This is a genomic window from Pelagimonas varians, from assembly GCF_003208435.1.
GTDB lineage: Bacteria > Pseudomonadota > Alphaproteobacteria > Rhodobacterales > Rhodobacteraceae > Pelagimonas > Pelagimonas varians.
Genome location: NZ_QKMF01000002.1, coordinates 296,654 through 322,018, shown reverse-complemented (window position 1 = coordinate 322,018; position 25,365 = coordinate 296,654). Strand labels below are relative to the sequence as shown.

Here is a 25,365-nt window from a genome sequence, read left to right as displayed (position 1 = left end):
CCGACTGTCGAGCGTTTCGCTGTCTCAATTCCGGTCACATGCACGATTTCAAAACACTTGCGCAGCCGCAACCGCCCGTTTCCAAGCCGCATATTTCCGATCCCGTGTGTCGGCGCTCATATCGGCGTTAAACCGTTTTTCCAGCGCCCATGTTTGAGCAAAACCTTGCATGTCAGGATAGACATTCGCGCGCTGTCCCGCAAGCCAAGCGGCCCCCATTGCTGTGGTTTCAAGCACATTTGGACGGTCGACCGGCGCATCCAGAATATCGGACAAGAATTGCATGGCCCAATTCGACGCGCTCATCCCGCCATCGACCCGCAATGCTGTTTTGCCTGAACTACCCCAGTCGGCCTGCATGGCCTCCAGCAAATCACGCGTTTGATAGCCAACGCTTTCAAGCGCAGCGCGCGCGAACTCTTCCGGTCCTGAACCGCGGCTCAGGCCAAAAATCGCCCCGCGGCATTCGGCATTCCAATAAGGCGCGCCAAGACCGGTAAAGGCGGGCACCATCACCACATCTTGGCCCTCATCGGCCGCCTCGGCCAGCGCTTGGGTTTGCGCTGCACCTTCAATAATTTTGATCCCGTCACGCAACCACTGAACCACAGCCCCCGCGACAAAAATCGATCCTTCGAGCGCATATGTTGGCTTGCCATCAAGCTGATAGGCAATGGTGGTCAAAAGACGGTTGTTCGATGTGACGGGGCTGTCACCGGTGTTGAGCAAGGCAAAACACCCGGTGCCATAGGTCGATTTCAGCATACCCGGTTCAAAACAGGCCTGCCCGATTGTCGCCGCCTGCTGGTCACCGGCGACCCCCAAGATCGGAATATCCGCACCGAAAAACTCAGCCTTCGCCACACCGAAATCGGCGGCACAATCAAGAACTTCGGGCAGCATCGCCATCGGGACATTCAGGATGTCGCACATCTGGGGTGACCAGCAACCTTCGCGAATGTCATATAGCATTGTGCGCGCCGCATTGGTGGCATCGGTCACATGCCGTGCGCCGCCGGTCAGGTTCCAGATCAACCAGCTGTCGACGGTGCCAAAGATCAACTCACCCGCTTCGGCCCGTGCGCGCGCGCCCTTAACGGTGTCCAAGATCCACGCCAATTTGGTGCCGCTGAAATAGGGGTCAAGAAGCAAGCCTGTGCGTTCGGTCACTTCAGCTTCATGCCCATTGGCTTTGAGAGTTTGGCACATTTCGGAGGTTCGGCGATCTTGCCAGACAATCGCATTATGGATCGGTTCACCGGTGGCTCGATCCCAGACCAATGTGGTTTCACGCTGGTTGGTGATGCCGATGGCGGCGATGTCCACAGCTGAAATACCTGCCTTGGCAATCGCGGCCCGGCACGTCGACAAAGTTGTCGTCAAAAGATCGTTGCAATCATGCTCGACCCACCCAGAGGCCGGGAAGTGCTGCGCGAATTCTTCTTGGTCCGAGGCTACAATCTGCAGCTTGTCGTCAAAGATAATCCCCCGGCTGGACGTCGTCCCCTGGTCAATCGCAAGAATGAACCCCATCGGCCCCTCCACTTTCGCTTGAATTCGTTTTTTTTCGAAATCTAGCGTTTTTTGTCGAAGGTGGCTATAGAAAAGGTCAGGCTAGCCCCTTGTCCCGGGCAATCATCGCCACGTGGGTGCGGTTTCGCGCGCCCAATTTGCGGCTGAGGGTCTTTACGTGCAATTTTACCGTGACTTCTTGCAGGTCCAGATCGCGCGCGATTTCCTTGTTGGCTTTCGCTTCGCAAATACCGCGCAAAACATCCAGTTCACGGCGCGTCAAAGAGCCGGTCTGAGCGTCCGGTTTTTGCTGCATGAATTCCAATGGCGCATAGACTTCTCCAGCGATCATAAAACGGGCCGCAGTCAAAAGGGACTTGGCGCTGAGCGTTTTGGGAATAAACCCCTGCGCCCCGGCTTTCAGCGCCGCGTCGGCAACTTCACGCGTTGCGCTGCCAGAAATGATCGCCACAGGCCGGTTGTCATTCGCGGTTTTCATCCGCGCAAGCCCCTCAAGCCCGTTCATTCCAGGCATATGATAGTCAAGCAGGACCAAGTCAAAGCTACCGCTCTCGGCAGCAGCTTTTACGGCTTCATCCAAGGTGGAAACCGTCACAACGTCTTCGACATCACCTCCGGCCAAATAGGCGGCAATGGTGTCGCGGACTAGATCATGGTCATCTGCAACCAAGATACGCATTCTTACTCTTCCAATCTCGGACAATTTGACCTTGTATGGCTGTCTTAAGGCCAAAGAACAACGTGTGTCGTTTTCGCCAGCTCGCGCCTTTCAAGGTGCAAGGGCCTTTCCCACCCCCAAATTGCCATCCTATACGAATGAGAGCAATAAGTATCCTGCTGAACTTACACTTAAAGTCTGCTGACCTCCACACTTTGGCTCGATTCGATTGACGGGAATTTAATTTAGTATGATTCGCAAATTTGCGTACCTGCCCTGCGTTTGCGGTGTTTTATTCGCCGCCTTTTCTGCCAGTTCAGCCATTTCGGAACCCTTGCCGATTCCTGATGGCGACGTTGTTTTGATCGTTGAAGGAAACATCGAAAAAACCAACAAAGGCGATTTCGCAGAGTTTGACTTGGCCATGCTCAGATCTCTGGACAGCGCCGGATTTGAAACTGAAACCATCTGGACCGAAGGGCTCCAGCAATTTGCGGGCGTCGAGTTGGGAACTTTGCTGACCCATGTCGGGTCCAAGGGGGTTTCGCTTAGCGCCTATGCTGCAAACGAGTATTTGATCGACATCCCCGCCGAAGATTTCGAAAGCGGCGCGGCGCTGATCGCATACGAAAGAAACGGTGCCCCGATGTCGGTCCGCGACAAAGGCCCCCTGTGGCTTGTGTATCCATATGACAAGGCCGTACGCTTCAGATCCGAAGTATATTATGCCCGAAGCATTTGGCAGTTGGACCGGATTGAAGTTCACCGGTAACCTGCCCTTGTAAACCGGACAGGCAGACCAGAACCGTGACGACCAAAGCAGATCGAGAATCCGGCGAATCCGGCCGTATGCGGCGCGGCCTTACGGCTGTGATCGTCATATTGTTTATCAGCATTATCTTGCTGCTGGTGATGGACGTGCGCAAGCAGTTGGAAAGGCTGGCCTTCGCATCATCTGACAATGTGCAGTGGTTCCTGTCCCAAGGCGAATCCGAAGGAATGGCTTTGGAATTGGCCGCTTACAAGGCCATGCACGAGGTCATGCACGAGGTCGATCCAGACATCAAAAACCTGCGCCTTCGGTTTGATATCTTCTACAGCCGGATCGACACTTTGCGCAGCAGCCCCATTTTTGGCGAGCTGACGCGCGATCCAAACGTCAAAAATCAATTGGAGCAACTTGACCAGTTTTTCACGTATTGGATTCCGATTGTGGATGCGACGGGCAATCGTTTTGAACAATCTTTGCCTGCGTTTGCGGAGCAAAGCAGCTTGGCACAGGACGCGGCCCGCCAAATTGCCCTTAAGGGAATTGGCATTTTCTCGGAAATCAGTGATGCACAAAGAGCCAGCATTTCGCAAACCCTGACGCGCATTGCCATTTTGACCATTGCCTTGGTCACCGTGCTGATCATCGTTGTACTGGCCATGTTCCGGCTTGCGCAAATCCGCGAACAGGACGCACAAACCAATCTGGAAATCAGCGAACGGATGGAAGCCATCATCGCCACGGCCTTGGATGCCGTCATTGTCGCAGATCGCAACGGCGTGATTGTCGAATACAACGGGGCCGCCGAAAGCATGTTTGGATATCCGCGCCAAACAGCTCTGGGGGCCAATATCTCTGATTTGATCATTCCCGCAGATTTTCGTGAAATGCACCGCGAAGGGCTCAAAAAGCTCAACCGCAAGGGCGCTGACACGCTGCACGATACCCCCCGCATGATCGGTCAGGGGATTGTGCAGCTGGACGCCCTGCATCAAGACGGAACCACCTTTCCCGTAGATTTGACGCTGGCCCGTACCGACAGTCGCGAGGGTGAAATTTTTGTCAGCTTTATCCGCGACATCTCGAACAGGGTTCGAAGCGAGGAAACCATGCGCGATGCCCGTGACCGCGCCATTGCCGGCGAGAAACAAAAGGCGGATTTACTGGCGGTCATGAGCCATGAAATGCGCACGCCGCTGAATGGATTGCTTGGGACGCTTGATCTGTTTGAACCGCAAACTCTCAGCGCTGCTCACCAACATTACCTCGATGTGATGCGGCAATCGGGGCATATTTTGCTGAGCCATGTCAATGACGTCCTTGATATCTCGCGGTTGGACGCGGGCAAAATGAGTATGCAAAATCAAAGCTTTGATTTAATTGCATTGTTGCAAGAAATCATTGATGGCCAAAGGGGGCGCGCCAACGCACGTGGCAACGAACTGATTATGTCCCCAATGCCGCTGGAACTCACCGACGTCTTTAGCGATCCGGGCAGATTGCGACAAATCCTGCTTAATCTTTTGGGGAATGCGATCAAGTTCACCAAGAACGGCAAAATTTTTATCGAAGCGGAATGCCACAACGGCCTTAATGAAGTCGAAATTCGTGTGATCGATACCGGCCTTGGAATTTCACAAACGGACCTTGATCGCGTCTTTGGAGACTTTGTCACCATCGACAGTTCTTATGCCCGCAGCAATCGCGGCACAGGGCTTGGCTTGGGAATTTCCCAGCGGTTGGTCACGGCGATGGGCGGCGATATGGGGGCAGAAAGCGAATTGGGCCAAGGCAGCGTTTTCTGGGTGAGCATCCCCATGTCCCCTCCGGCGCTGGCAACCGCCTTGCCGCCGGCCCCTCCGCCAAAAGAAAGCGTCGAGCAAGAGGTCGATCCCTTGCCGCCGCAATCGGTGCTACTTGTCGAAGATAATCCGACAAACCGAATGGTTGCTGGAAAACTGCTGGAACGCGACGGTCACACTGTCACCGAGGCCGTTGATGGGTCCGAAGGGGTCAAGCTGGCGCTCGGCGGTGGATTTGACTTGATCTTGATGGATATTTCGATGCCCGGAATGGACGGGATTACAGCCACGCAACACATCCGGCAAGACGATGCGGACACCCCGATCATTGCCACAACGGCCCATGCGATGCCGTCCGAAGCCGCCCGTTTCATCGAGGCAGGAATGAATGCAGTGCTGGTTAAACCCCTGACCCGAAAGTCCCTCAGGAAAGCATTGGTACAGGCAACCCAACCCGGTGCGTGGCCAGCTCCGCCGCCCGCTGAAAACCTGCCAAGGAGTAACGTCGCAATAATCGATGAAATGGTTTTAACCGAGCTACTTGAGGAGCTGCCAAGCAATCAGTCGCGGCGGTTGCTTGCCTTGTTCCGCAGCGAGATGGAGCAATTCTTGTTGATCAATTGCTCCAATGCCACTGCTCCGCTGGCGGACATCGGTCCAGAGGCCCACCGCATGGCAGGCTCTGCCGGTGTCTTTGGTGCCAGCCATTTGAACGCAGTGCTGCGCGATATTCAAACCGCAGCACAGGACGCGCCAGAGTCCTTGCCAGCTTTGTGTCATGCCTTGTCGGAGAGCTGGGAAACAACTCTGGCGGAACTGAAACATCGCGGGTTGCTCGTTGATCCGCCGCAAGATCCATAGACACCGTCAATCCGCGTCTTTTGGGCCAACATGTACGCATCTTTCAGGCTTGATATCCAACAGCGGCGTGCCGTCCAGACAATCCAGTCCGCGCACTGTCAAAACCGGACCGTCGCGTGCAACCAAAACCACCAACGACGCCCCTATCGGATTAGGCCGCACGGGAGAGCGCAACGCAAACGTACCGCGCGTTCGCCCACTGCGCGGTGTTTGGGTCAAAAGATCTCGGCGGGCGTTGTGGAGCCAGTAAAACACATCGATCCGCGCCCCCGGTTCCAAACCTTCAAGCGCAGGTTCAAAGCGCGGAGCCACTTCGATACGGCAATCCGGCCCTTCATGATCCCCTTGGCGCGGACAATCTGCGCGGGTGGCAAAGGGCGTGCGGATCACGCCAATAAACTGCACGCAGGCATCTTCAGGGATCGGAGCATCCAATACCGTTTCACCAAGTCTGGGATCATCTTTCGGGTAGGTCGTCACAAGCTGTCCTTTGTAAATCGGTTGGGGTCCAACGATACAATTAAATCTGCCGCAATCGAAGGCGTGATACCGCGCAGCAAATCACAGCTGAGTTGCGATAGAACCGGTGCTGTTTGAATACCATAACCTCCCTGCCCCGCCAGCCAGAAGAACCCGTCTTGCTGATCGGCAAAACCGACTGCTGGCGTGTCGTCCGGGGCAAATGTACGCAGTCCAGCCCACGAATGACTGACCCGTGTGACCGGCATCGTGACGGATCGCTCAAACCTATCCAGCCCCTCGGCCAGCACCATATCGTCCGGCCATGCATCCATCGGCGCAACCGGATCGGCATCCGCAGGGGACACCATCAGCTTGCCCGACACCGGTTTGGCGTACCAACTTTCGGTGATCGGCTCCATCATCGGCCAATGGGTGATATCGTAGTCATCAGGCACGGGCAGCAAAGCGGCGCTGCGCCTCAGCGCCCGCAATCCCAGCGGGGCAACCCCCGCCATAAGCGCGACTTGATCAGCCCAAGCTCCGGCGGCATTGACAACAATTGGCGCTTCATACCGGTTGCCACCGGCCTCTACCTGCCAGTTCGAAGTGCGGTTGATGGCGGTCACTTCGGCATTATTGACCAAGACAGCGCCATGACCACGCGCTGCCCTCAAAAATCCGTTCAGCATGCGATCAACGTCAATATCTTGCGCGTCTGGCTCCAAACAGGCAGCCGCCACCGCATCCGGCCGCAAAATGGGCACCATTTTTACCGCATCGCTTGAGGAAATCCGCTCCAATCCGTCCCCCCGCGCCAACTCGCTTTCAAAAGTAGCGATGTCGCCTATGCCCGCGAAAAACAGCATGCCGCGCGGGGTCAAAAATGATCGCTCCCCCAATTCCGCTGGGTCCGCTAGAAACGAACCAGCCAGCGCATTGATCCGGCGCAGCACCGCGTTGCCATAGTTGCACACCAGCAAAGCGGCCGAACGTCCGGTTGCTTGGGTCCCCGGGCCCGGCTGCGCTTCTAGGATTGTAACCTTGGCGTGCTGCGCCAATCGTCCGGCAAGGCTCACCCCAGCCATACCAGCACCGATGACAATAACATCCGACGTCTGCACCATAATACATTCCTAACCCAGCAAAATCTAATCGAGTAAAACGCGGTGTTCCAACTGGCCCTTTGCCGACGTCTGCGCAAAGAAGGTCTGTCCGGCCTGTGGATCATCGGGCCCTGTGCCATCGGCCGCAGAAGTCGCGAACAAAGTGTTCAGATCTGATCCGCCAAAGCTTGGACAGCTGATTTGCTTGGCGGGGAACGCGACAGTTTCCCGCAAACTGCCGTCCGGCCCGTAACAGGCCACCCGCGACGCCCCCCATTGCGCATTCCAAAAATTGCCATCAGCGTCAATGACAGCCCCATCCGGACCTGCGTCGAGGTCAGTCAGGTCCAACCATGTTTCAGCATCCCCAAGCGGCCAGCCGTCGGAATCCAGTGCAACCTTTTTGATCAGCTTGGTCGGTGTGTCTGTGAAAAACCCGAAACCACCACAGGGCGAAAAGCAAATAGCGTTGGTGATCGAAATATCGCCAAACAGCTTGCGCAAGGTGCCTTTGTAAAACCGGTAGATCGATCCGGCCCCTTTTTCAGCGCTATATCCCATGGTCCCGATCCAAAACCCGCCTTGCGGATCTGCCCGGCCATCGTTTGATCGCGTGACCGCGTTGTCAGCCTCAAGATCAACAACATGGGTTTCTTGGCCGCTCTCCAGATCGAACACAAATATATTGCGTTCAGACGCGATCAGCAGCTTGTTCTCGTCGATCCAGCCTGCTGCCGAAACAGCTCTGTCAAACGCCCATTCGCGTTGGATCCCATTGCGATTCTCGAACAAACGGTGACCCAGAATATCGAACCAGAACAGGCTTTGACGCGCCGGATGCCACAGCGCTCCCTCGCCCAAAATGCAGCGGGTCTGTGACAAGATGGTTGCGCTCATGGCGAAGGCTCCGATGTAAATCCAATGGAAGGGATCGTGCCGCAGTCTATCCAGCAACCGCCAGAGGTAAAGCCCTGAACAACGTAGAAAATACAGCCTGTGGCCGGGCCACTACCCCTGCACTGCGCCAAGAGTGTCGAGCCACCCTGTTTAGCTGACGAGTTGCCAGTTGATGAGCGGCAGGCTGATCGTCACCTCAAAGCGGTAGCGGCCCAGCTCGGCCATTTCAACCGCCTCGATTTGCGGGGCCAGCCAGTCAGGCAACGACAGTGACCCCAAGGCAAACCCTTTTGGCTGAAGATGTAATTGGCGGCCTTGGATGGTGGCTTTCATTAGGACTGTTGCAGGGCCCATTTTCTCGGCCAGCAACCCGTTTTCGGTCACCCAAAGCACCGACCTCATCGCTTGCCCTTTGACATTTCGAACCCAAAGATCCTGATCCCCTTGCCGCTCAACATCAAGGGTCAGTACAGCATCCTCGGCAGGCGGGGCAAAGCCAAACATCTGCCCTAGCCTCGCCACTCCGGGAAAACGGGCATAGCTGACGCTAATCCGCCCCTTGAACCGGCCATAGTCCGAGTGAAGGGCCAAGCATTCCACGGGCAACCGCCCCAGATCATCCCCCAACAAGTCGGCATAAATTGTCATTTTGCGATCACCCGACGTTGCAGTTCTGGATCAGGAAGGGCGCAAATATCACCTTTGCCAAACAATGAGTAGCGATTGCGTGCAAGCCGCGCATAAAGCCAATCCTGCACGCCAAAGGGCAGCAATCGCAAGATCAGTAACGGTCGAAGCGACCAATGTATTTGCTGCCCAAGTGAAACAATTGCATCCAGAGATCCGTGTGCCCGCCCGTTTTTGATCATCAACCAGCTTTCAGGATCATCAGGTTTTAATCCGTAGTGCAGCAACAAACCACGCCCGAGCTGTGATTGCACCGTCGCGATCCGAATCCGATCCTCGTGATCCCAACGGGCAATGCGGCGGGCAGCGGCGGAACACAGGGCGCATTCCCCGTCCATCACCAATAACAGGCGCGTTTCATCAAAGCGGGGAACTCCGCTGTCTTCGCGATATGAGAACTCAGGACGGGCAACAGGGCGCATGGCAGTTCCTTTGACGGACCAAGAATAACAACCGTTGCACAAACCAGCCCTGTGGCAAAATGCGCGGGCGGGTTACATCAAAGCGCCCAGAGATCGCGCCTTGCACTGTGCCTGAACACCGGTTCCATTTGTTGGGGCCATCTGCAAAGCAATATAGCCAAGGCTGAACGGTCGCGACATCGGGGCCAATTGTCGAGAGGCCCGCACCCAGAGGTGTTAGCGCCGAACATTTTTGCCTAAATAATAGGCAGAGACCTTTCGGCTGACGCAAAATGCTGCGTTGCAGCTTTACTTCCGCGCGTGAAACAGGTGTCTGTGAAATCATGCCTTCGCAACTCTCCATTGTTGTGGTCGAAGCGGACCGCGACCGCGCCCTTCAGATTGTCGACAGCCTGCGCACTGCTGGCGAATATGAAATCCGCGTGATTTCAGAGCCGACCGGCCTTGCCCGCCAGATCCAGCAACACAATCCCGATATGGTGCTGATCGACATCGAAAACCCGTCTCGTGATATGCTCGAAGAACTGACCCTTGCGTCTGGTCCAAAAGAGCGCGCCGTGGCGATGTTCGTAGACCGGAGTGCAGCGGGCTTGTCCGCTGCCGCGATCGAAGCCGGTGTTTCGGCCTATGTCGTCGGCGGCATGATGCCCGAGCGGATCACGCCTGTGCTTGAGGCCGCAATCGCGCGGTTCCGCCTGTTTCAGAGAATGCGAACAGAATTAGCCGAAACCAAACGTGCGCTTGAGGACCGAAAGGTCATCGACCGCGCCAAGGGCATGATTATGAAGGCCCGCGGCGTCAATGAAGAGCAAGCCTATGCCCTGCTCCGCAAAGCCGCGATGGATCAGAACCGCCGCCTTGCCGAGGTTGCGCAGGCCTTGGTGTCCTCGGCCGGATTACTGTTATGAGAAAAACCACAATACCCGTCGGATATATACCTTTGGTCGATGCAGCCCCGCTTTTCGTCGCCCAAGACATGGGATTCGCCGCCCAAGAGGGCCTGTCACTCGATCTGAAACGCGCCCCGTCGTGGTCGTCATTGCGTGACATGTTGGCATTTGGTCAAGTCGATGCCGCCCATATGCTGGCCCCTGTGCCTGTCGCCACCGCCCTTGGCCTTGGCAGTGCGGGTGCACCTTTAGATGCGCTTATGGTGTTGTCTTTAAATGGCAATGTCATCGGCGTTGGCAGAGACCTTGCAGCGCGGCTCGCAGACAACGGACATGATTTCGACTTTGCTGACGCCCACAAAGCGGGCCGCGCCTTGATCAAGGCCGCGCAATCCCCCCTGCGCATCGGTGTCCCTTTCCCGTTTTCGATGCACGCCGAACTGCTGTATTACTGGCTGTCTGCGCTTGGTTTTCCGGCCCCACAAAATATTAACATTCGCACAGTGCCCCCCGCCCTCATGGCGGACGCGTTGCGCGCTGGCGAAGTCGACGCGTTTTGTGTCGGAGAGCCGTGGGGATCGATTTCCGTGGACCAAAGCGAGGGGTCCTTGCTTTTGCCGGGATCGGCAATCTGGAAACGCGCTCCTGAAAAAGTGCTGGCCGTGCGCCGCGATTGGGCCAACAGTGAAACGGCCCTGTCACAGCGGCTGATCCGTGCAATTTGGCGGGCGTGCCAATGGCTCTCGGACCCTGACTCGCGAATTTTGGCCGCTGATTTACTGTCTCGCAGCGGGCATCTCGACCTGCCTGCTGATATAATTGACCGCGCGCTGATCGGTCCACTGACCGTCACTCAGCAAGGTTTGCAGCGCAATGCCCCCGGATTCCTCGAATTCCACAAAGGCAGTGCCAATTTCCCCTGGCGCAGTCAGGCGCAATGGATTGCATTGCAATTGGCATCCCGGATGGGGATGGAACGGGGCGAAGCCATGCGCAGCGCCGCCGAAGTGTTCCGCTCTGACATCTACCGAAGCGCGCTACGCGGCACCGCAGCAGAATTGCCCGGTGCATCATCTAAACTAGAAGGCGCCAATGAGCGAGTCACCAGCGTTCCTGCAGAGACTGGAACACTGATTCTTCCACCAGATCGCTTTTTTGACGGCGTAATTTTTGACCCCTACGATTGCGGCTGATTAAAAAATAGGCAGCTTCGACCGGCCAACGCTGCAATGCAGCAAAAACCCCCAAAACTTTTTGCGAATTGCACGCGCTTAGCGACATAGTGAATTCAAGGCGGCAACGAAGCCATCTTACAAAATTCCCCAGAGATCTGGGATTTACCCGAGCAAAGCCGCTCGACCTGCTGCCCCTCCTCCCATTGGCAGCGTGTCGGGCGGCTTTTGCCGTTTTGGCCTCAAGGCCCACAGCCTAATGCAAAAAGGATACGACCCTGATGAATAAGCTGCTTTGCGCACTCGCGGCATGTACCGCCCTCACCTCCCCAGCCTTCGCCGAAATGCTGGAGCTGGAAAAGGACGAACTGACCTTTGGGTTTATCAAACTGACAGACATGGCCCCACTGGCCGTTGCCTATGAACAAGGCTTTTTTGACGACGAGGGCCTGTTTGTAACACTCGAAGCACAGGCCAACTGGAAGGTGCTTCTGGATGGTGTAATTGACGGCACATTGGACGGCGCACATATGCTGGCTGGTCAGCCACTGGCCGCCACGATCGGTTACGGCACCGAGGCGCATATCATCACGCCCTTTTCGATGGATCTGAACGGCAACGGTATCACTTTGTCGAACGATGTTTGGGAAATGATCAAGCCTGAACTGCCTGTCGATGCGGACGGCAAAATCATCCACCCGATTTCCGCCAGCTATCTTAAGCCAGTGATCGAAAACTATCAGGCGAAAGGCAAGCCCTTCAACATGGGTATGGTCTTTCCCGTGTCGACACATAACTACGAATTGCGCTACTGGTTGGCTGCTGGCGGTATCAACCCCGGCTATTACAGCCCCGAGAATGTGACCGGCCAAATCAACGCCGAAGCGTTCTTGTCCGTAACACCTCCCCCCCAAATGCCTGCCACTTTGGAAGCTGGCACAATCGACGGCTACTGCGTGGGCGAGCCTTGGAACCAGCAGGCTGTTTTCAAAGGCATCGGCGTTCCGGTGATCACCGACTACGAGCTGTGGAAAAACAACCCCGAGAAAGTGTTCGGCATCAACGCCAGCTTTGCCGAGGAAAACCCCAACACCACACTGGCCGTAGTCAAAGCCTTGATCCGCGCCGCTCAGTGGCTGGATGAAAACGACAACGCCAATCGCGCCGAAGCCGTGGAAATTCTGTCTCGCCCCGATTATGTCGGTGCAGATCCAGAAGTGATCGCAGCCTCGATGACTGGGACCTTTGAATACGAAAAAGGTGACAAGCGCGACGTGCCAGACTTCAACGTCTTCTTCCGTCACAACGCGACTTACCCTTTCTATTCCGACGCCATCTGGTACCTGACCCAGATGCGCCGCTGGGGTCAGATCGCCGAAGCGAAGCCTGACAGCTGGTACGACGAAGTGGCCAAATCGGTCTACAAACCAGAGATCTATCTCGAAGCCGCAAAACTGCTGGTTGAAGAAGGTCTGGTGCAAGAAGCCGACTTCCCTTGGGACAGCGATGGCTACAAAGCGCCAACCCCTGCCGCCGATATCATCGACGGCATTGGTTATGACGGAAAAGCACCAAACGCCTACCTCGACAGCCTGCCAATCGGCCTGAAAGCCGAACAGCGCGTTATCGGCTCCGAAATCGAAGGCTAACCCCAACGTTTCTGCCCAAACGCCAAATGGGACGGCGGGTGGGGCGACGTGCACAGCACAAGCGTCACCCCCGTCCACACAATACTCCCCAAGGATCTCACTCCAAGGACTGCCCCATGACTGCCATCGACCCAGACAGCCTAAACCAAGACCTCGAACGCGAAGCGCGCCGCGCCCGCCTTTTTACGCGTATCAATACAGCCGACAAATGGTTCCAGGTACTGGGCTTGGCTTGGATCACTCCGATCCTCAAAGCCGCCGCAGGTGACAACCCGCGCGCGCAATTCAAAGACATCTGGCGGCTGCTCGGCGTGCCCCTGCTTGCCATCGCGATCTTCTTGATGCTCTGGGCCACAATGGCCCCCAAAGTACAAACTTCGCTTGGTGCAATCCCCGGCCCCGGTGCGGTCTGGACCGAAACGGTTTTGTTGCACAAAGACGCACTGGCCAAGGCCGACAAAAAGGCCGCCCACGAAGAACGGGTTGATAAGCGCAACGACCGTTTCATTGCCCAAGGCAAACCCGAAAAAGTAAAAGACATCCCTTACACCGGCTCTCCCAGCTATTATGAGCAGATCTGGACCTCGATCAAAACCGTCTTCTTCGGCTTCTTGATCGCCTCGGCCATTGCCATTCCTCTGGGCATTCTTGCCGGCCTGTCCCCCACAGCCAATGCTGCGATCAACCCGCTTGTACAAATCTTCAAGCCGGTCTCGCCTTTGGCTTGGCTGCCCATTGTCACCATGGTTGTCTCGGCCCTTTATGCCACAAACGACGGCATGTTTTCCAAAAGCTTTCTGGTCTCCGCCATCACCGTGACGCTCTGTTCGCTTTGGCCAACATTGATCAATACGGCCCTTGGCGTGGCGTCGATCGACAAAGATCTGGTCAACGTTTCCAAGGTCTTGAAAATGAACACTTGGACCAAGATCACCAAACTGGTTTTGCCCTCGGCCCTACCGCTGATCTTTACCGGTTTGCGCTTGTCACTTGGTGTGGGCTGGATGGTTCTGATCGCTGCTGAAATGCTGGCGCAAAACCCCGGCCTTGGCAAATTCGTCTGGGATGAATTCCAGAACGGCTCCAGCCAGTCGCTCGCCAAAATCATCGTTGCAGTTCTGACCATCGGCGTCATCGGCTTCTTGCTTGACCGTGTCATGTTCGCCCTGCAGTCGCTCTTCACTTTCTCGAACAATCGGTAATTCCCATGAGCATTCTCAAGTTCGAAAACGCATGTAAAGGCTTCGGTGAGGGCACGCACCGCACCGAAGTTCTGAAAAATATCAACCTTGATATTCAAGAAGGCGAGTTCCTTGTGATCCTCGGCTTCTCGGGCACCGGTAAAACAACATTGGTTAATTTGATGGCCGGCCTCGACCAGCCATCAACCGGCAGCGTCACCTTCAAAGGCAAACCAATCAAAGAGCCAAGCCCGGAACGCGGCGTGATCTTCCAAAGCTATTCGCTGATGCCTTGGTTGACCGTTGCGGGTAATGTCCGCCTCGCGCTCGACTCGGTGTTTCCCAAAATGCCGAAAGCCGAGAAAGAGAAAACGGTAACCCATTACGTTGATATGGTTGGCCTGTCGCACGCCGCGCACCGCCGTCCGGCTGAATTGTCTGGCGGAATGCGCCAGCGGGTCAACGTGGCCCGCGCGCTGGCGATGGATCCGGAAATGCTGTTGCTGGACGAACCTCTGTCCGCACTTGATGCCCTGACCCGTGCCAATTTGGCCGATGAGATCGTCAACATTTGGGACAGCAGCAAAAAGACCTGCGTGCTGATCACCAATGATGTGGACGAGGCCATTCTGGTTGCTGACCGGATCATCGCGCTCAACCCCGATGGAACGCTTGGCGAAGAGTTCAAAGTCGACATCCCCCGCCCCCGCGACCGGATAGAGATGAACAACGACGAAGGCTTTAAGTCCTTGCGCGCCAAGGTCACCACTTATCTGATGGACGTTGGCATCAAGGGCAAAGTCGAAGGCACTAAAATTCTGCCCGACGTCACCCCGATCCACGGTGTTCCAGCAGCGGTGGTCGAAGCACAAAAAGGCATGATCGACGAACGTTTCCTCGACTTCAGTCAATTGCACAAGATCTATCCGACGCCCAAAGGCCCATTGACCGTGGTTGAGGATTTCAACCTCAAAATCAATCGCGGTGAATTCATTTCGCTGATCGGGCATTCGGGCTGCGGCAAATCCACCGTTCTGACCATGGCTGCCGGTCTCAATGACATCTCAAAGGGGGCGATCAAACTCGATGGTCGCCACGTCGAAGGGGCCGATCCGGAGCGTGCGGTTGTCTTCCAGTCGCCCAACCTGTTCCCATGGCTTAGTGCTCGTGAAAACTGTGCTATTGGCGTTGACAAGGTCTATCCTCGCGCCTCGCAAGCCGAACGTCAGGACGTGGTGGAATACTATCTTGAACGTGTTGGTCTTGCCGATGCAATGGACCGCCCTGCCAGCTCTATGTCGAACGGCATGAAACAACGCGTCGGCATCGCCCGCGCTTTTTCTCTTAGCCCGAAATTGCTGTTGCTGGACGAACCATTTGGCATGCTCGACAGTCTCACCCGCTGGGAACTGCAAGAGGTGCTGATGGAGGTCTGGTCACGGACCAAAGTCACCGCGATCTGCGTAACCCATGATGTGGACGAGGCAATCCTATTGGCTGACCGCGTTGTAATGATGACCAACGGCCCGCAAGCCACAATCGGCAAAATCACCAAGGTAGACCTGCCGCGCCCACGCACCCGCAAGGCCTTGCTCGAGCATCCTGATTATTACGCTTACCGGCAAGAGGTGCTCGATTTCCTTGAGGAATACGAGCACGGGGCAAAACCCAAACCCAAACCCGCACCTACAACAATCGCGGCGGAGTAAAACCATGACACAGAAACTTGTTATCATTGGTGCAGGCATGGCCGCTGGCCGCGTTTTGGATCACCTAACCGACGCGCAGGAAAATGGATCAGGCGCGGATTGGGATGTCACCCTGTTCAACGCTGAACCACGTGGCACCTACAACCGCATTATGCTGTCGCCTGTGCTGTCTGGCGACAAGACATATGGCGACATCGTCACCCACGACGATGACTGGTATAGCGCCAAGGGCGTCGATACCCGTTTTGGTGTCAAAGTCACCGAAATCGACCGGGTTGCCAAGATTATCCGCGGCGATGACGGGCGCGAAGTCAGCTACGACAAGCTGGTTTTTGCCACTGGATCAAACCCCTTTATCATCCCGATGCCCGGACATGATCTGGACGGTGTGATTGCCTACCGCGATCTGGAAGACACACAAGAAATGATGTCGCTGACAGCTGGCCAAAAGGCCGTTGTCATTGGCGGCGGTTTGCTAGGGCTTGAGGCCGCAGCAGGCATGGCCGCACGCGGCGTTGAGGTGACTGTGGTCCACTTGATGGGTCATCTGATGGAACGTCAGCTAGACGAACCTGCGGGCTATTTGCTGCGCAAGGCCTTGGTCGACAAAGGCATCACCGTCAAATGTTCAGCCAACTCCAAAGAGATCACAGGCGAGAACGGCAAAGTCAAAGCCTTGATGCTGGACGACGGCACCGAACTGCCCTGCGATCTGCTGGTGATGGCTGTCGGTATTCGTCCGAACACCGGCCTTGCGGCAGACATCGGTCTGGCCTGCGGGCGCGGCATCCATGTGGATGACCAACTGGGGACCTCTGATCAAAACATCTTTGCCATCGGCGAATGTGTTGAACACAACGGCGATATCTTTGGTCTTGTGGCACCGATCTTTGACCAAGCCAAAGTGCTGGCCAAAGTCTTGCAAGGCGAGGACGCAGAATTCGTCAATCGCGAAGTATCGACCAAGCTCAAAGTAACGGGCTGTGATCTGTTCAGCGCCGGTGATTTCGCCGAAGGCGATGACCGCGATGACATCGTGTTCCGCGATCCGGCGCGCGGCGTCTACAAACGCCTTGTTTTGCAGGACAACAAGATCATCGGTGCCGTAATGTATGGCGACACAGCCGACGGCAGCTGGTTCTACGGCATGATCAAAGACGGCACAGATGTCAGCGACATGCGCGACACGCTGATCTTTGGCCCTGCGTATCAGGGGGGCTCCTCCTCGGACCCGCTCTCAGCCGTTGCAGCCTTGCCGGATGAGGCAGAAATTTGTGGTTGTAACGGCATTTGCAAAGGTGAGATCGTAAAAGCGATCAATGACGGCGCCACCGATCTCGGCGCGATCAGAGCAACCACCAAGGCATCAGCCTCATGTGGGACCTGTTCCGGTTTGGTCGAGCAGGTTTTGGCCGTCACACTGGGCGACGAATTTGTCGTCCCGACCGAAGCCCCTATGTGTGGCTGTACTGATCTGACCCACGAAGACGTGCGCCGTTTGATCAAGTCGCAAGAGCTGAAAAGCATGCCTGCTGTGATGCAAGAGCTGGGTTGGAAGACATCTTGTGGCTGTCACGTCTGCCGCCCGCCTCTGAACTATTACCTGCTGGCAGACTGGCCCTTGGAATACTCTGACGATCCGCAAAGCCGGTTCATCAACGAACGCAAACACGCCAACATCCAAAAGGACGGCACCTATTCGGTGGTGCCACGTATGTTTGGCGGCATGACCACTCCGGATGAATTGCGCGCAATTGCGGATGCTGCTGATAAATACAGCGTCCCCACTGTGCATGTCACCGGCGGCCAGCGTATCGATCTGTTGGGCGTAAAAGGTGCTGACCTTCCTGCAATCTGGAAAGACCTGAACGACGCAGGCATGGTGTCAGGCCATGCCTATGCCAAAGGCTTGCGCACCGTAAAAACCTGTGTGGGCAAAGACCATTGCCGTTTCGGCACCCAAGACAGCACCGGTCTGGGTATCCAGCTTGAAAAGGCGCTTTGGGGGTCATGGGCACCGCACAAGGTCAAATTGGCGGTCTCTGGCTGTCCGCGCAATTGTTCAGAAGCCACCTGCAAAGACATTGGCGTCGTCTGCGTCGATTCAGGCTATCAGATCGGCGTCGCGGGTGCGGCTGGCATGGATGTGAAGGAAACTGAACGTCTGGCTGATGTCGCAACCGAGCAAGAAGTCCTCGATATGACCATCGCCTTTATGCAGCTTTACCGTGAAAACGCCAAATACTTGGACCGTGCCTATAAATGGGTCGCCAAGGTTGGTCTTGATTGGGTGAAAGAGCAGGTCGTCGAAAATGAAGACGAACGTAACGCCCTGATCGAACGCTTTAAAATTTCGCAAAGCGTATACCAAAAGGACCCATGGGCCGAAGAGATCGCCAAAGAGGCCGATCAATACGAACCCATCGCCAACCTCACATTGGAGGCAGCAGAATGACCAATTGGATCGACATTGGCCCCCTAGAGGCCGTTCGCAAACGCGGTGCGCGTATCATCAAAGCCCCCGGGCGCGATCTGGCGGTGTTTCGCACCATTGACGACGATGTCTTTGCCCTCGTCAACGCCTGCCCTTACCGCGACGGACCTTTGTCCGAAGGTATCGTTCATGGCAGAATGGTTACGGACCCGCTGTATAACTGGGTGATCTCGCTTGAAACAGGCCTTGCACAAGGGGCCGATGAGGGCAGCGTTGAAACATTTCCTGTCAAAGTCGAAAATGGCCGGATTTTGCTCGACCTTGAAACAGTGGCGCAAAGGAGCGCCGCATGACCCGAACTGTTCGCTCCACCTGCCCTTATTGTGGAACCGGTTGCGGGGTTTTGCTGACCCCGACAGACACCGGTCTCGATGTCAAAGGTGATCCTGATCATCCGGCGAATTTTGGACGGCTCTGCTCCAAGGGGTCTGCCCTTGGTGAAACAGTCGGACTTGGAAGTCGCCTGATGTCTCCACAGGTGGACGGAGCGGACAGTGACTGGGACAGCGCCTTGCAATTGGTGGCCGATAAATTCAGCGACACCCTCGCGGAACACGGTCCTGACAGCGTGGCGTTTTACCTGTCTGGTCAATTGCTGACCGAAGACTATTACGTTGCCAACAAGCTGATCAAAGGCTTTATGGGCAGTGCAAATGTCGACACAAATTCAAGGCTTTGCATGGCGTCGACCGTGGCCGGGCACAAGCGGGCTTTTGGTACGGACACCGTGCCGCAAACCTACGAAGATATCGAAGAAGCCGATCTGGTCGTGCTGGTTGGGTCCAACCTCGCATGGTGCCATCCGGTGTTGTACCAGCGTCTTTTGGCTGCACGCGAAAAGCATGGCACCAAGATTGTTGTGATTGACCCGCGCCGCACGGCAACATGCGACGCTGCGGATTTGCATCTGCCGCTGGCCTCAGGCAGCGATGTGGCCCTCTTCAATCATTTGCTGACACAGCTTTATGAGAACGGCGCATTGGATGCCGAATATCTGGCCAATGTGAACGGGTTTGACGAAGCACTGCACACTGCATTTTGCAGTGATGTATCGGTCACCGGATTAGACCCGAGGGACATCAAAACCTTTTGCGATCTGTTCACCCGCACCGAAAAAACCGTCACCTTGTTTAGTCAGGGCGTAAACCAAAGCTCGTCCGGTGCGGATAAAGTCAACGCCATCCTCAACTGTCATCTCGCCACCGGGCGGATTGGCAAGCCAGGCTGCGGGCCGCTGTCCATCACCGGTCAGCCCAATGCTATGGGGGGCCGTGAAGTGGGCGGTTTGGCCAATATGCTGGCGTGCCACCTTGATCTGGAAAACGCAGAGCACCGCGCAGCCGTGCGCGGATTTTGGAATGCCCCTGCCATGCCCGAGGCCGCTGGCCTTAAGGCCGTGGATATGTTCCGCGCCGTTGGCACCGGTCAGATCAAAGCCCTTTGGATCATCCACACCAATCCCGCCGTATCCATGCCCGACGCCGAGGCTGTGCGGGCCACCATCAAAGGCTGTGACTTTGTCGTGGTCTCGGATGTCACGGGCGCGACCGATACCGCCCGTCTTGCCGATGTGCTGCTGCCTGCGACCGCATGGGCGGAGAAAGACGGCAGTGTCACCAATACCGACCGCACCATTTCACGCCAGCGCGCTGTTCTACCAGCCCCCGGCCACGCCCGCCCCGATTGGGACCAGCTGGCAGAAGTCGGGCGGCGCATGGGCTGGAAAGACGCCTTTGACTTCATTTCACCCGCAGAGATTTTCCGCGAATATGCTGCCCTTTCGGGCATCGCTGCGGGGTTTGACCGCGACTTCGACATCTCGGGCCTCGCAGAGCTTTCGGATGAGGGATACGCAGGGCTTGAACCCGCCCGATGGCCCATTTCGGCGCGGCGGCAAGGTGGCCGGTTCTTTGCTGACGGGCAGTTTTTCCATGCAGATGGCAAGGCCAAGATGCTGGCCGTCAGCTACCGCGCACCAGAGGCCAAAACCGGACCGCGCTATCCGTTCCGCCTAAACACAGGCCGCGTGCGCGATCAGTGGCACACGATGACACGGACGGCATTGTCACCGCGCCTTTCTGCGCATTTGGCAGAGCCCTTTGTTGAAATCCATCCGACTGATGCCCGCCAGTTGGAAATCAAGTCCAATGATCTGGTGCGTCTGCGCAGCCCTCAAGGCCAGTCAATCTTGCGCGCGCGCATCACCGATGCAGTTCAGACCGGCAGCCTGTTCGCCCCCATCCATTGGACCGGAGAAACCGCTCCGGCTGCGCGGATTTGCGATACAATTGCCAGTGTGGTTGATCCCGTTTCTGGTCAACCTGAAACCAAGGCTGCGGTAGTGTCTGCTACGAAATACCAAGCCGCGTGGTACGGTTTTGCCGTATCGTCCAGCGAATTCAAACCGACGTCGGAATACTGGGCGCAAGCGCGCACAACCGCTGGTTTTCGAGCGGAGCTGGCCGGAGCCGAGGCACCGGAAGACTGGACAACAGCCGCGCGCGACATGTTTGGTTTGCCGGATGCCGAGGCCCAAGTCTTGCAAGACAAAGCCCGCGGCGTCGCCCGTATTGCGCTCTATCAAGACGGGATTTTGCTGGCAGCGTTGTTTGTTGCGCCACAACCGGTTGGCTTGATGCGCGACTATGCAGCGACCTTGCCGGGCACATCTGCGAGCGACGCCCTAACGGGCCGCGCACCGGCCGATATGCCCGATCCCGGCCCCACTTTGTGTTCATGTTTCAATGTGGGTGTGAACACCATATTGACGGCCATCGAAACCCAGGGCTTGCTGACTGTCGACGCCATTGGCGCGGCGCTACAGGCCGGTACCAATTGCGGATCCTGCAAACCCGAACTTGCTGCGCTTTTGGCGCAAACCCAGCGGCTAGAGGCCGCTGAGTGATCCCTGCGGCATGGCCTTGGTGACGACAATATCCAAGGCCTGTCCGCGCAAACCAGCAATTTACCTGTGCTGGTCGATGAGAACAGGATTGCCATCGGGATCAGTGACCACAAAGCTTGCTGGCCCCGCTTTGCCCCCCTGTTCTTGGGTGACCTCAAGCCCCTGTTCAAGCAACCGTGCCTTGATTTCCCGCACATCCTCAAACGGATCAACAGCACTGGCGGACTGATCCCAGCCGGGATTGAAGGTCAGCATCGTGCCCTCAAACATCCCTTGAAACAAGCCAATCAATGTCTCGCGGTTTTTCATAATCAGAAAGTTGTGTTCTTCGGCCCCGCCAAAGGCCTGAAATCCCAGCGCTTCATAAAACGCTTTGGACGCCGCCAAATCCTTGACGGCCAGTGAAACTGAAAACGCTCCGAGTTGCATCTACCCCTCCTGTGTCGAATGCCAATTCCATCCTAACACAGATCACATTATCCGGGGGCCGCGCCGCATTTGGGTTTCACTGACCCCACATTCCAGAGCCTAGAGCCCAGCCAAATCCTTGATCTGCTCAAGAATTTCATCGACCCCGGTCCCGTGCCGCAAAGCCGCAAAAACAAAGGGGCGCGGACCGCGCATCCGCGTGGCATCGGTTTTCATCACATCCAAAGACGCGCCAACATAGGGCGCCAGATCGGTTTTGTTGATCACCAACAAATCCGATTTGGTGATCGCCGGGCCGCCTTTGCGCGGGATTTCTTCGCCCGCCGCCACATCGATCACATAAAGCGTCAGATCCGCCAGTTCAGGGCTGAACGTGGCAGACAAATTGTCCCCTCCGCTTTCGATCAACACAATCTGCACTTCTGGGTGGCGATCTTGCATTTGCGCCACCGCTGCCAGATTGATCGAGGCATCTTCGCGGATCGCAGTATGCGGGCAGCCGCCGGTTTCCACACCGATCACCCGATCAGAGGGCAAGATTTGCATGCGCATCAGCGCTTCGGCGTCCTCTTGAGTATAGATGTCATTGGTGATCACACCGATGGAATAGCTGTCCTTCAGCCGTTCGGCCAAACGTGCCGTCAGTGTGGTTTTACCAGCGCCAACCGGGCCACCAATACCAATACGAAGCGGGCCATTAAACTGGGTCATGATTGGAACAACCTATGTTGCAGGGTTTCATGTTTCATCGCTGATATGTCGGACAAAAAGGCGTTCGACCACAGGTCATCCGGTGTCAATGGTCGCGTCGTAGCAGTCACCCGCAAGCATAGCGGCGTTAGAGCCGACAACACTTGTTGCGCCTGCGTTTGCCCGAATGGCATCAAGCGTTGTGCTGCCGACACGAGATTGCCGACAAATGCGTTGAGGTAGAGCGCAACTACGGTGTCGGCGTCCATCCGGCGCGTTTGCGCCGCAGCCCCAAGCGCAAGCGGCAACACCAAGGCGGGCAAGCTGGTGAACCAAACTGCGTTCACGGTTTTCACAAAGGCCCCGCCTTGCTTGTCCGCTTCGCGCAGGCGCTCAGCCGCAGGCGAATACGCACGCGCCAAGGCATCAAGATCGGGCCAATGTGCGCCGTCGGACATCGCCGCCCTGATCCAGATCGCATCCGTGCGCCCTGATCCATGCTCCAGAAGATCCTCAAGCCAGTCTTGCAAACTGATTGCATCGTGGACCCACCCCGCCTCGATGGCTGTTTCAAGCCCGTGCGAATAGGTAAACGCCCCTAAGGGAAAAGCCGGAGACAACCATTGCGACAAGGTGAGCAGGTTTCCGTCAATGGGCATGATCGTGCCCTGCGTGGCTGTGATGGTCGTGGGTATGATCGTGATCGTGGTCGCCTGAATGATCATGGGCGCTGTTGCCATGATCATGGCTGTGGGTGCGCCCGTGGCCATAGGCCCCGCCTTCGGGTGTGAAGGGTTCAACCGCCTCCACAACCGTCGCTCCAAGATGCGCCAGCATATGCCGGATCACCGGATCACGTTGGATCAATAGCCGGTCTTCTTCAACTTGGCATGGGGTGTGGCGGTTGCCGATATGCCATGCCAAACGGGCCAGATTTCCTTTGACTTCCAGAACATCTTGGGCAGCGGCACGGACTTCGACCAACAGGCCATCCCCCAGCTGAAGGGCATCTCCTGCGTCCAAAGACATGGTTTTTTCAAGATCGACGACAAAGCCCAAACCGCCGTCGCAGGTTAGCTTTTTGCGGCGTAAAAACCGTGCATCATAGTCCAGTGTCACGGTCTGTGTCGCACCGGACCAAGTCCCCTTGCGCAGCAAGACCTGCGCCACAGGTAGCGTGTCTACATTCATAACGCGTCCTTTGATTTCAGCAACCGAGGCGGCACATCTGGCCGCCTAAGCCGTTATATTTGTATTGCTTTGCGCCTATCCATCGGCCCAAATTGCGATTTCCTAGAACAAGAAATAGCGCTGTGCCATAGGTAGTTCGGTTGCAGGCTCGCACGTCAGAAGTTCCCCGTTCGCCCGCACTTCGTAGGTTTCGGGGTTCACTTCGACTTCTGGCAAAGCATCGTTCAATTTTAAGTCTTTCTTGCCGATCCCGCGGGTGTTTTTCACCGCCAAAGTCTGCTTGGCCAACCCCAGCTGTTTGCCAATCCCGTCGGCCTGAGCCGCCTCTGATACAAAGACCACAGCAGAGTTTTCTACGGCGCGGCCATAGGCCCCGAACATCGGGCGGCTGTAAACTGGCTGCGGTGTCGGGATCGACGCATTGGGATCCCCCATCTGCGCACAAGCAATCATCCCGCCCAGCAAAACCATCTCCGGCTTCACACCAAAGAAGGCAGGCGACCACAACACCAGATCAGCGCGTTTGCCTTCTTCGATGCTGCCAATCTCATGCGCCAATCCATGGGCAATCGCTGGATTGATGGTGTATTTGGCAATATAGCGACGGACGCGGTAATTATCGTTTTCACCGGTTTCCTCAGCCAGACGTCCGCGCTGTTTCTTCATTTTGTCGGCGGTTTGCCAAGTGCGGATCAGCACTTCGCCAACGCGCCCCATCGCCTGACTGTCGGAGGCGATGATCGAAAACGCGCCCATATCGTGCAAGATGTCTTCGGCTGCGATTGTCTCGCGGCGGATGCGACTTTCGGCAAAAGCCACGTCTTCGGGGATCGATTTATCAAGATGATGGCAGACCATCAGCATATCGAGATGTTCCTCGACGGTATTGACCGTAAAGGGCCGCGTCGGGTTGGTTGAACTGGGCAAGACATGCTCTTCGCCGCAAATTTTGATGATGTCAGGCGCGTGGCCGCCACCAGCGCCTTCTGTATGGAAGGCGTGAATGGTGCGGCCCTTCATGGCCCCGACCGTGTGTTCGACAAAACCGGATTCGTTCAGAGTATCGGTGTGGATCATCACCTGCACGTCCATTGCGTCGGCAACGGTCAGACAGCAATCAATGGCGGCGGGTGTGGTGCCCCAATCTTCGTGCAATTTGAGCGCGCAGGCACCGGCCTTGATCTGTTCCTCAAGCGCGGCAGGCAGGGACGCATTCCCCTTGCCCGCAAAGGCGAGATTCATCGGAAAGGCATCAGCCGCTTGCATCATCCGGCCAATGTGCCAAGGGCCGGGCGTGCAGGTGGTGGCCAGTGTGCCATGAGCGGGGCCGGTTCCGCCGCCTAGCATTGTGGTCAAACCGGAATGTAGCGCGTCTTCGATCTGCTGCGGGCAAATGAAATGGATGTGGCTGTCAAAACCGCCTGCGGTCAGGATGCGCCCCTCGCCAGCGATGACTTCGGTGCCGGGGCCAACGATAACATCCACGCCGGGTTGGGTGTCTGGATTGCCCGCTTTGCCGATCTTGTGAATGCGACCGGATTTCAAGCCGACGTCGGCCTTGTAGACACCGGTATGGTCAACGATCAGCGCGTTGGTGATAACGGTATCCACCGCACCTTGGGCCCGCGTGGTCTGGGCTTGACCCATGCCGTCACGGATAACCTTGCCGCCGCCGAATTTGACCTCTTCGCCGTAGGTGGTCAGGTCGCGTTCGACTTCGATAATCAGATCAGTGTCCGCAAGGCGCAGGCGGTCACCCGTGGTAGGGCCGAACATGGCGGCATAGTCGGAACGTTTTATTGTGGCTGGCATAGAGTGGCCTCCGAATGGCCCATTCGGGCAAAGATTTTAGCAAGGGCGA

At 56.5% G+C, this 25,365-nt stretch carries 22 protein-coding genes; 10 read left to right on the top strand and 12 right to left on the bottom strand.

From position 1 onward, the window contains the following. Positions 1–48: 48 nt before the first annotated feature. Positions 49–1,533 (bottom strand): glycerol kinase GlpK, encoded by a 1,485-nt coding sequence (gene glpK, locus C8N36_RS04015; protein ID WP_097803326.1) that lies wholly within the window; start codon positions 1,531–1,533, stop codon positions 49–51. Positions 1,534–1,609: 76 nt separating this feature from the next. Continuing rightward, positions 1,610–2,212, bottom strand: a complete 603-nt coding sequence (locus C8N36_RS04010; protein ID WP_097803325.1) for a response regulator transcription factor — start codon at positions 2,210–2,212, stop codon at positions 1,610–1,612. 229 nt (positions 2,213–2,441) lie between these two features. Between C8N36_RS04010 and C8N36_RS04005 the strand changes: the two genes are divergently transcribed. Beyond that, positions 2,442–2,963: a putative pterin-binding protein gene (locus tag C8N36_RS04005; RefSeq protein WP_097803324.1), complete on the top strand. Its 522-nt coding sequence runs from the start codon at positions 2,442–2,444 to the stop codon at positions 2,961–2,963. A gap of 35 nt (positions 2,964–2,998) precedes the next feature. Further along, positions 2,999–5,623 (top strand): hybrid sensor histidine kinase/response regulator, encoded by a 2,625-nt coding sequence (locus C8N36_RS04000; RefSeq protein WP_097803323.1) that lies wholly within the window; start codon positions 2,999–3,001, stop codon positions 5,621–5,623. 6 nt (positions 5,624–5,629) lie between these two features. On the opposite strand, the gene tsaA is transcribed toward C8N36_RS04000, so the two are convergent. The 5 genes from tsaA to C8N36_RS03975 all read right to left on the bottom strand — a co-directional run bounded on the left by tsaA (position 5,630) and on the right by C8N36_RS03975 (position 9,194). Beyond that, on the bottom strand, positions 5,630–6,103 hold the full coding sequence (gene tsaA / locus C8N36_RS03995) for a tRNA (N6-threonylcarbamoyladenosine(37)-N6)-methyltransferase TrmO (RefSeq protein ID WP_097803322.1): 474 nt from the start codon (positions 6,101–6,103) through the stop codon (positions 5,630–5,632). After that, entirely contained in the window at positions 6,100–7,209 is a 1,110-nt protein-coding gene (locus C8N36_RS03990) for an NAD(P)/FAD-dependent oxidoreductase (protein ID WP_097803321.1), read from the bottom strand. Before C8N36_RS03990 ends, tsaA begins: the two co-directional genes overlap by 4 nt. 24 nt (positions 7,210–7,233) lie before the next feature. After that, positions 7,234–8,085: an SMP-30/gluconolactonase/LRE family protein gene (locus tag C8N36_RS03985; protein ID WP_097803320.1), complete on the bottom strand. Its 852-nt coding sequence runs from the start codon at positions 8,083–8,085 to the stop codon at positions 7,234–7,236. Between the two features lie 150 nt (positions 8,086–8,235). After that, a complete protein-coding gene (locus tag C8N36_RS03980) occupies positions 8,236–8,733 on the bottom strand; it encodes a DUF4166 domain-containing protein (RefSeq protein WP_097803319.1) in 498 nt (165 codons plus the stop codon). After that, the gene (locus C8N36_RS03975; protein WP_097803318.1) at positions 8,730–9,194 is read right to left on the bottom strand and encodes a thiol-disulfide oxidoreductase DCC family protein; all 465 of its coding nucleotides are present in this window, start codon (positions 9,192–9,194) and stop codon (positions 8,730–8,732) included. Before C8N36_RS03975 ends, C8N36_RS03980 begins: the two co-directional genes overlap by 4 nt. Positions 9,195–9,517: 323 nt before the next feature. Between C8N36_RS03975 and C8N36_RS03970 the strand changes: the two genes are divergently transcribed. The 8 genes from C8N36_RS03970 to C8N36_RS03935 all read left to right on the top strand — a co-directional run bounded on the left by C8N36_RS03970 (position 9,518) and on the right by C8N36_RS03935 (position 21,194). Then, on the top strand, positions 9,518–10,102 hold the full coding sequence (locus tag C8N36_RS03970) for an ANTAR domain-containing response regulator (protein WP_097803413.1): 585 nt from the start codon (positions 9,518–9,520) through the stop codon (positions 10,100–10,102). Continuing rightward, positions 10,099–11,277 (top strand): CmpA/NrtA family ABC transporter substrate-binding protein, encoded by a 1,179-nt coding sequence (locus C8N36_RS03965; protein WP_097803317.1) that lies wholly within the window; start codon positions 10,099–10,101, stop codon positions 11,275–11,277. The genes C8N36_RS03970 and C8N36_RS03965 overlap by 4 nt, the downstream gene beginning before the upstream one ends. 260 nt (positions 11,278–11,537) lie before the next feature. Next, on the top strand, positions 11,538–12,905 hold the full coding sequence (locus C8N36_RS03960) for a CmpA/NrtA family ABC transporter substrate-binding protein (RefSeq protein WP_097803316.1): 1,368 nt from the start codon (positions 11,538–11,540) through the stop codon (positions 12,903–12,905). Positions 12,906–13,021: 116 nt separating this feature from the next. Continuing rightward, positions 13,022–14,107 (top strand): ABC transporter permease, encoded by a 1,086-nt coding sequence (locus C8N36_RS03955; protein ID WP_097803315.1) that lies wholly within the window; start codon positions 13,022–13,024, stop codon positions 14,105–14,107. A gap of 5 nt (positions 14,108–14,112) precedes the next feature. After that, entirely contained in the window at positions 14,113–15,795 is a 1,683-nt protein-coding gene (locus C8N36_RS03950; RefSeq protein ID WP_097803314.1) for an ABC transporter ATP-binding protein, read from the top strand. Positions 15,796–15,799: 4 nt separating this feature from the next. Then, positions 15,800–18,250: a nitrite reductase large subunit NirB gene (gene nirB, locus C8N36_RS03945; RefSeq protein ID WP_097803313.1), complete on the top strand. Its 2,451-nt coding sequence runs from the start codon at positions 15,800–15,802 to the stop codon at positions 18,248–18,250. Next, entirely contained in the window at positions 18,247–18,582 is a 336-nt protein-coding gene (gene nirD / locus C8N36_RS03940; protein ID WP_097803312.1) for a nitrite reductase small subunit NirD, read from the top strand. Before nirB ends, nirD begins: the two co-directional genes overlap by 4 nt. Next, positions 18,579–21,194 carry a nitrate reductase gene (locus tag C8N36_RS03935; protein ID WP_097803311.1) on the top strand — a complete coding sequence of 872 codons (2,616 nt, stop codon included), beginning with the start codon at positions 18,579–18,581 and terminating at the stop codon, positions 21,192–21,194. Before nirD ends, C8N36_RS03935 begins: the two co-directional genes overlap by 4 nt. 60 nt (positions 21,195–21,254) lie before the next feature. On the opposite strand, the gene C8N36_RS03930 is transcribed toward C8N36_RS03935, so the two are convergent. From C8N36_RS03930 to ureC, 5 genes are all read right to left on the bottom strand, one after another. Beyond that, on the bottom strand, positions 21,255–21,623 hold the full coding sequence (locus C8N36_RS03930; RefSeq protein ID WP_097803310.1) for a VOC family protein: 369 nt from the start codon (positions 21,621–21,623) through the stop codon (positions 21,255–21,257). Positions 21,624–21,722: 99 nt separating this feature from the next. Beyond that, entirely contained in the window at positions 21,723–22,334 is a 612-nt protein-coding gene (ureG, locus tag C8N36_RS03925; protein WP_097803309.1) for an urease accessory protein UreG, read from the bottom strand. Next, positions 22,331–22,972, bottom strand: a complete 642-nt coding sequence (locus C8N36_RS03920) for an urease accessory protein UreF (protein ID WP_097803308.1) — start codon at positions 22,970–22,972, stop codon at positions 22,331–22,333. Before C8N36_RS03920 ends, ureG begins: the two co-directional genes overlap by 4 nt. Further along, a complete protein-coding gene (gene ureE, locus C8N36_RS03915) occupies positions 22,962–23,504 on the bottom strand; it encodes an urease accessory protein UreE (RefSeq protein WP_097803307.1) in 543 nt (180 codons plus the stop codon). Before ureE ends, C8N36_RS03920 begins: the two co-directional genes overlap by 11 nt. A 102-nt stretch (positions 23,505–23,606) precedes the next feature. Further along, positions 23,607–25,316: an urease subunit alpha gene (gene ureC / locus C8N36_RS03910; protein ID WP_097803306.1), complete on the bottom strand. Its 1,710-nt coding sequence runs from the start codon at positions 25,314–25,316 to the stop codon at positions 23,607–23,609. Positions 25,317–25,365 lie beyond the last annotated feature (49 nt).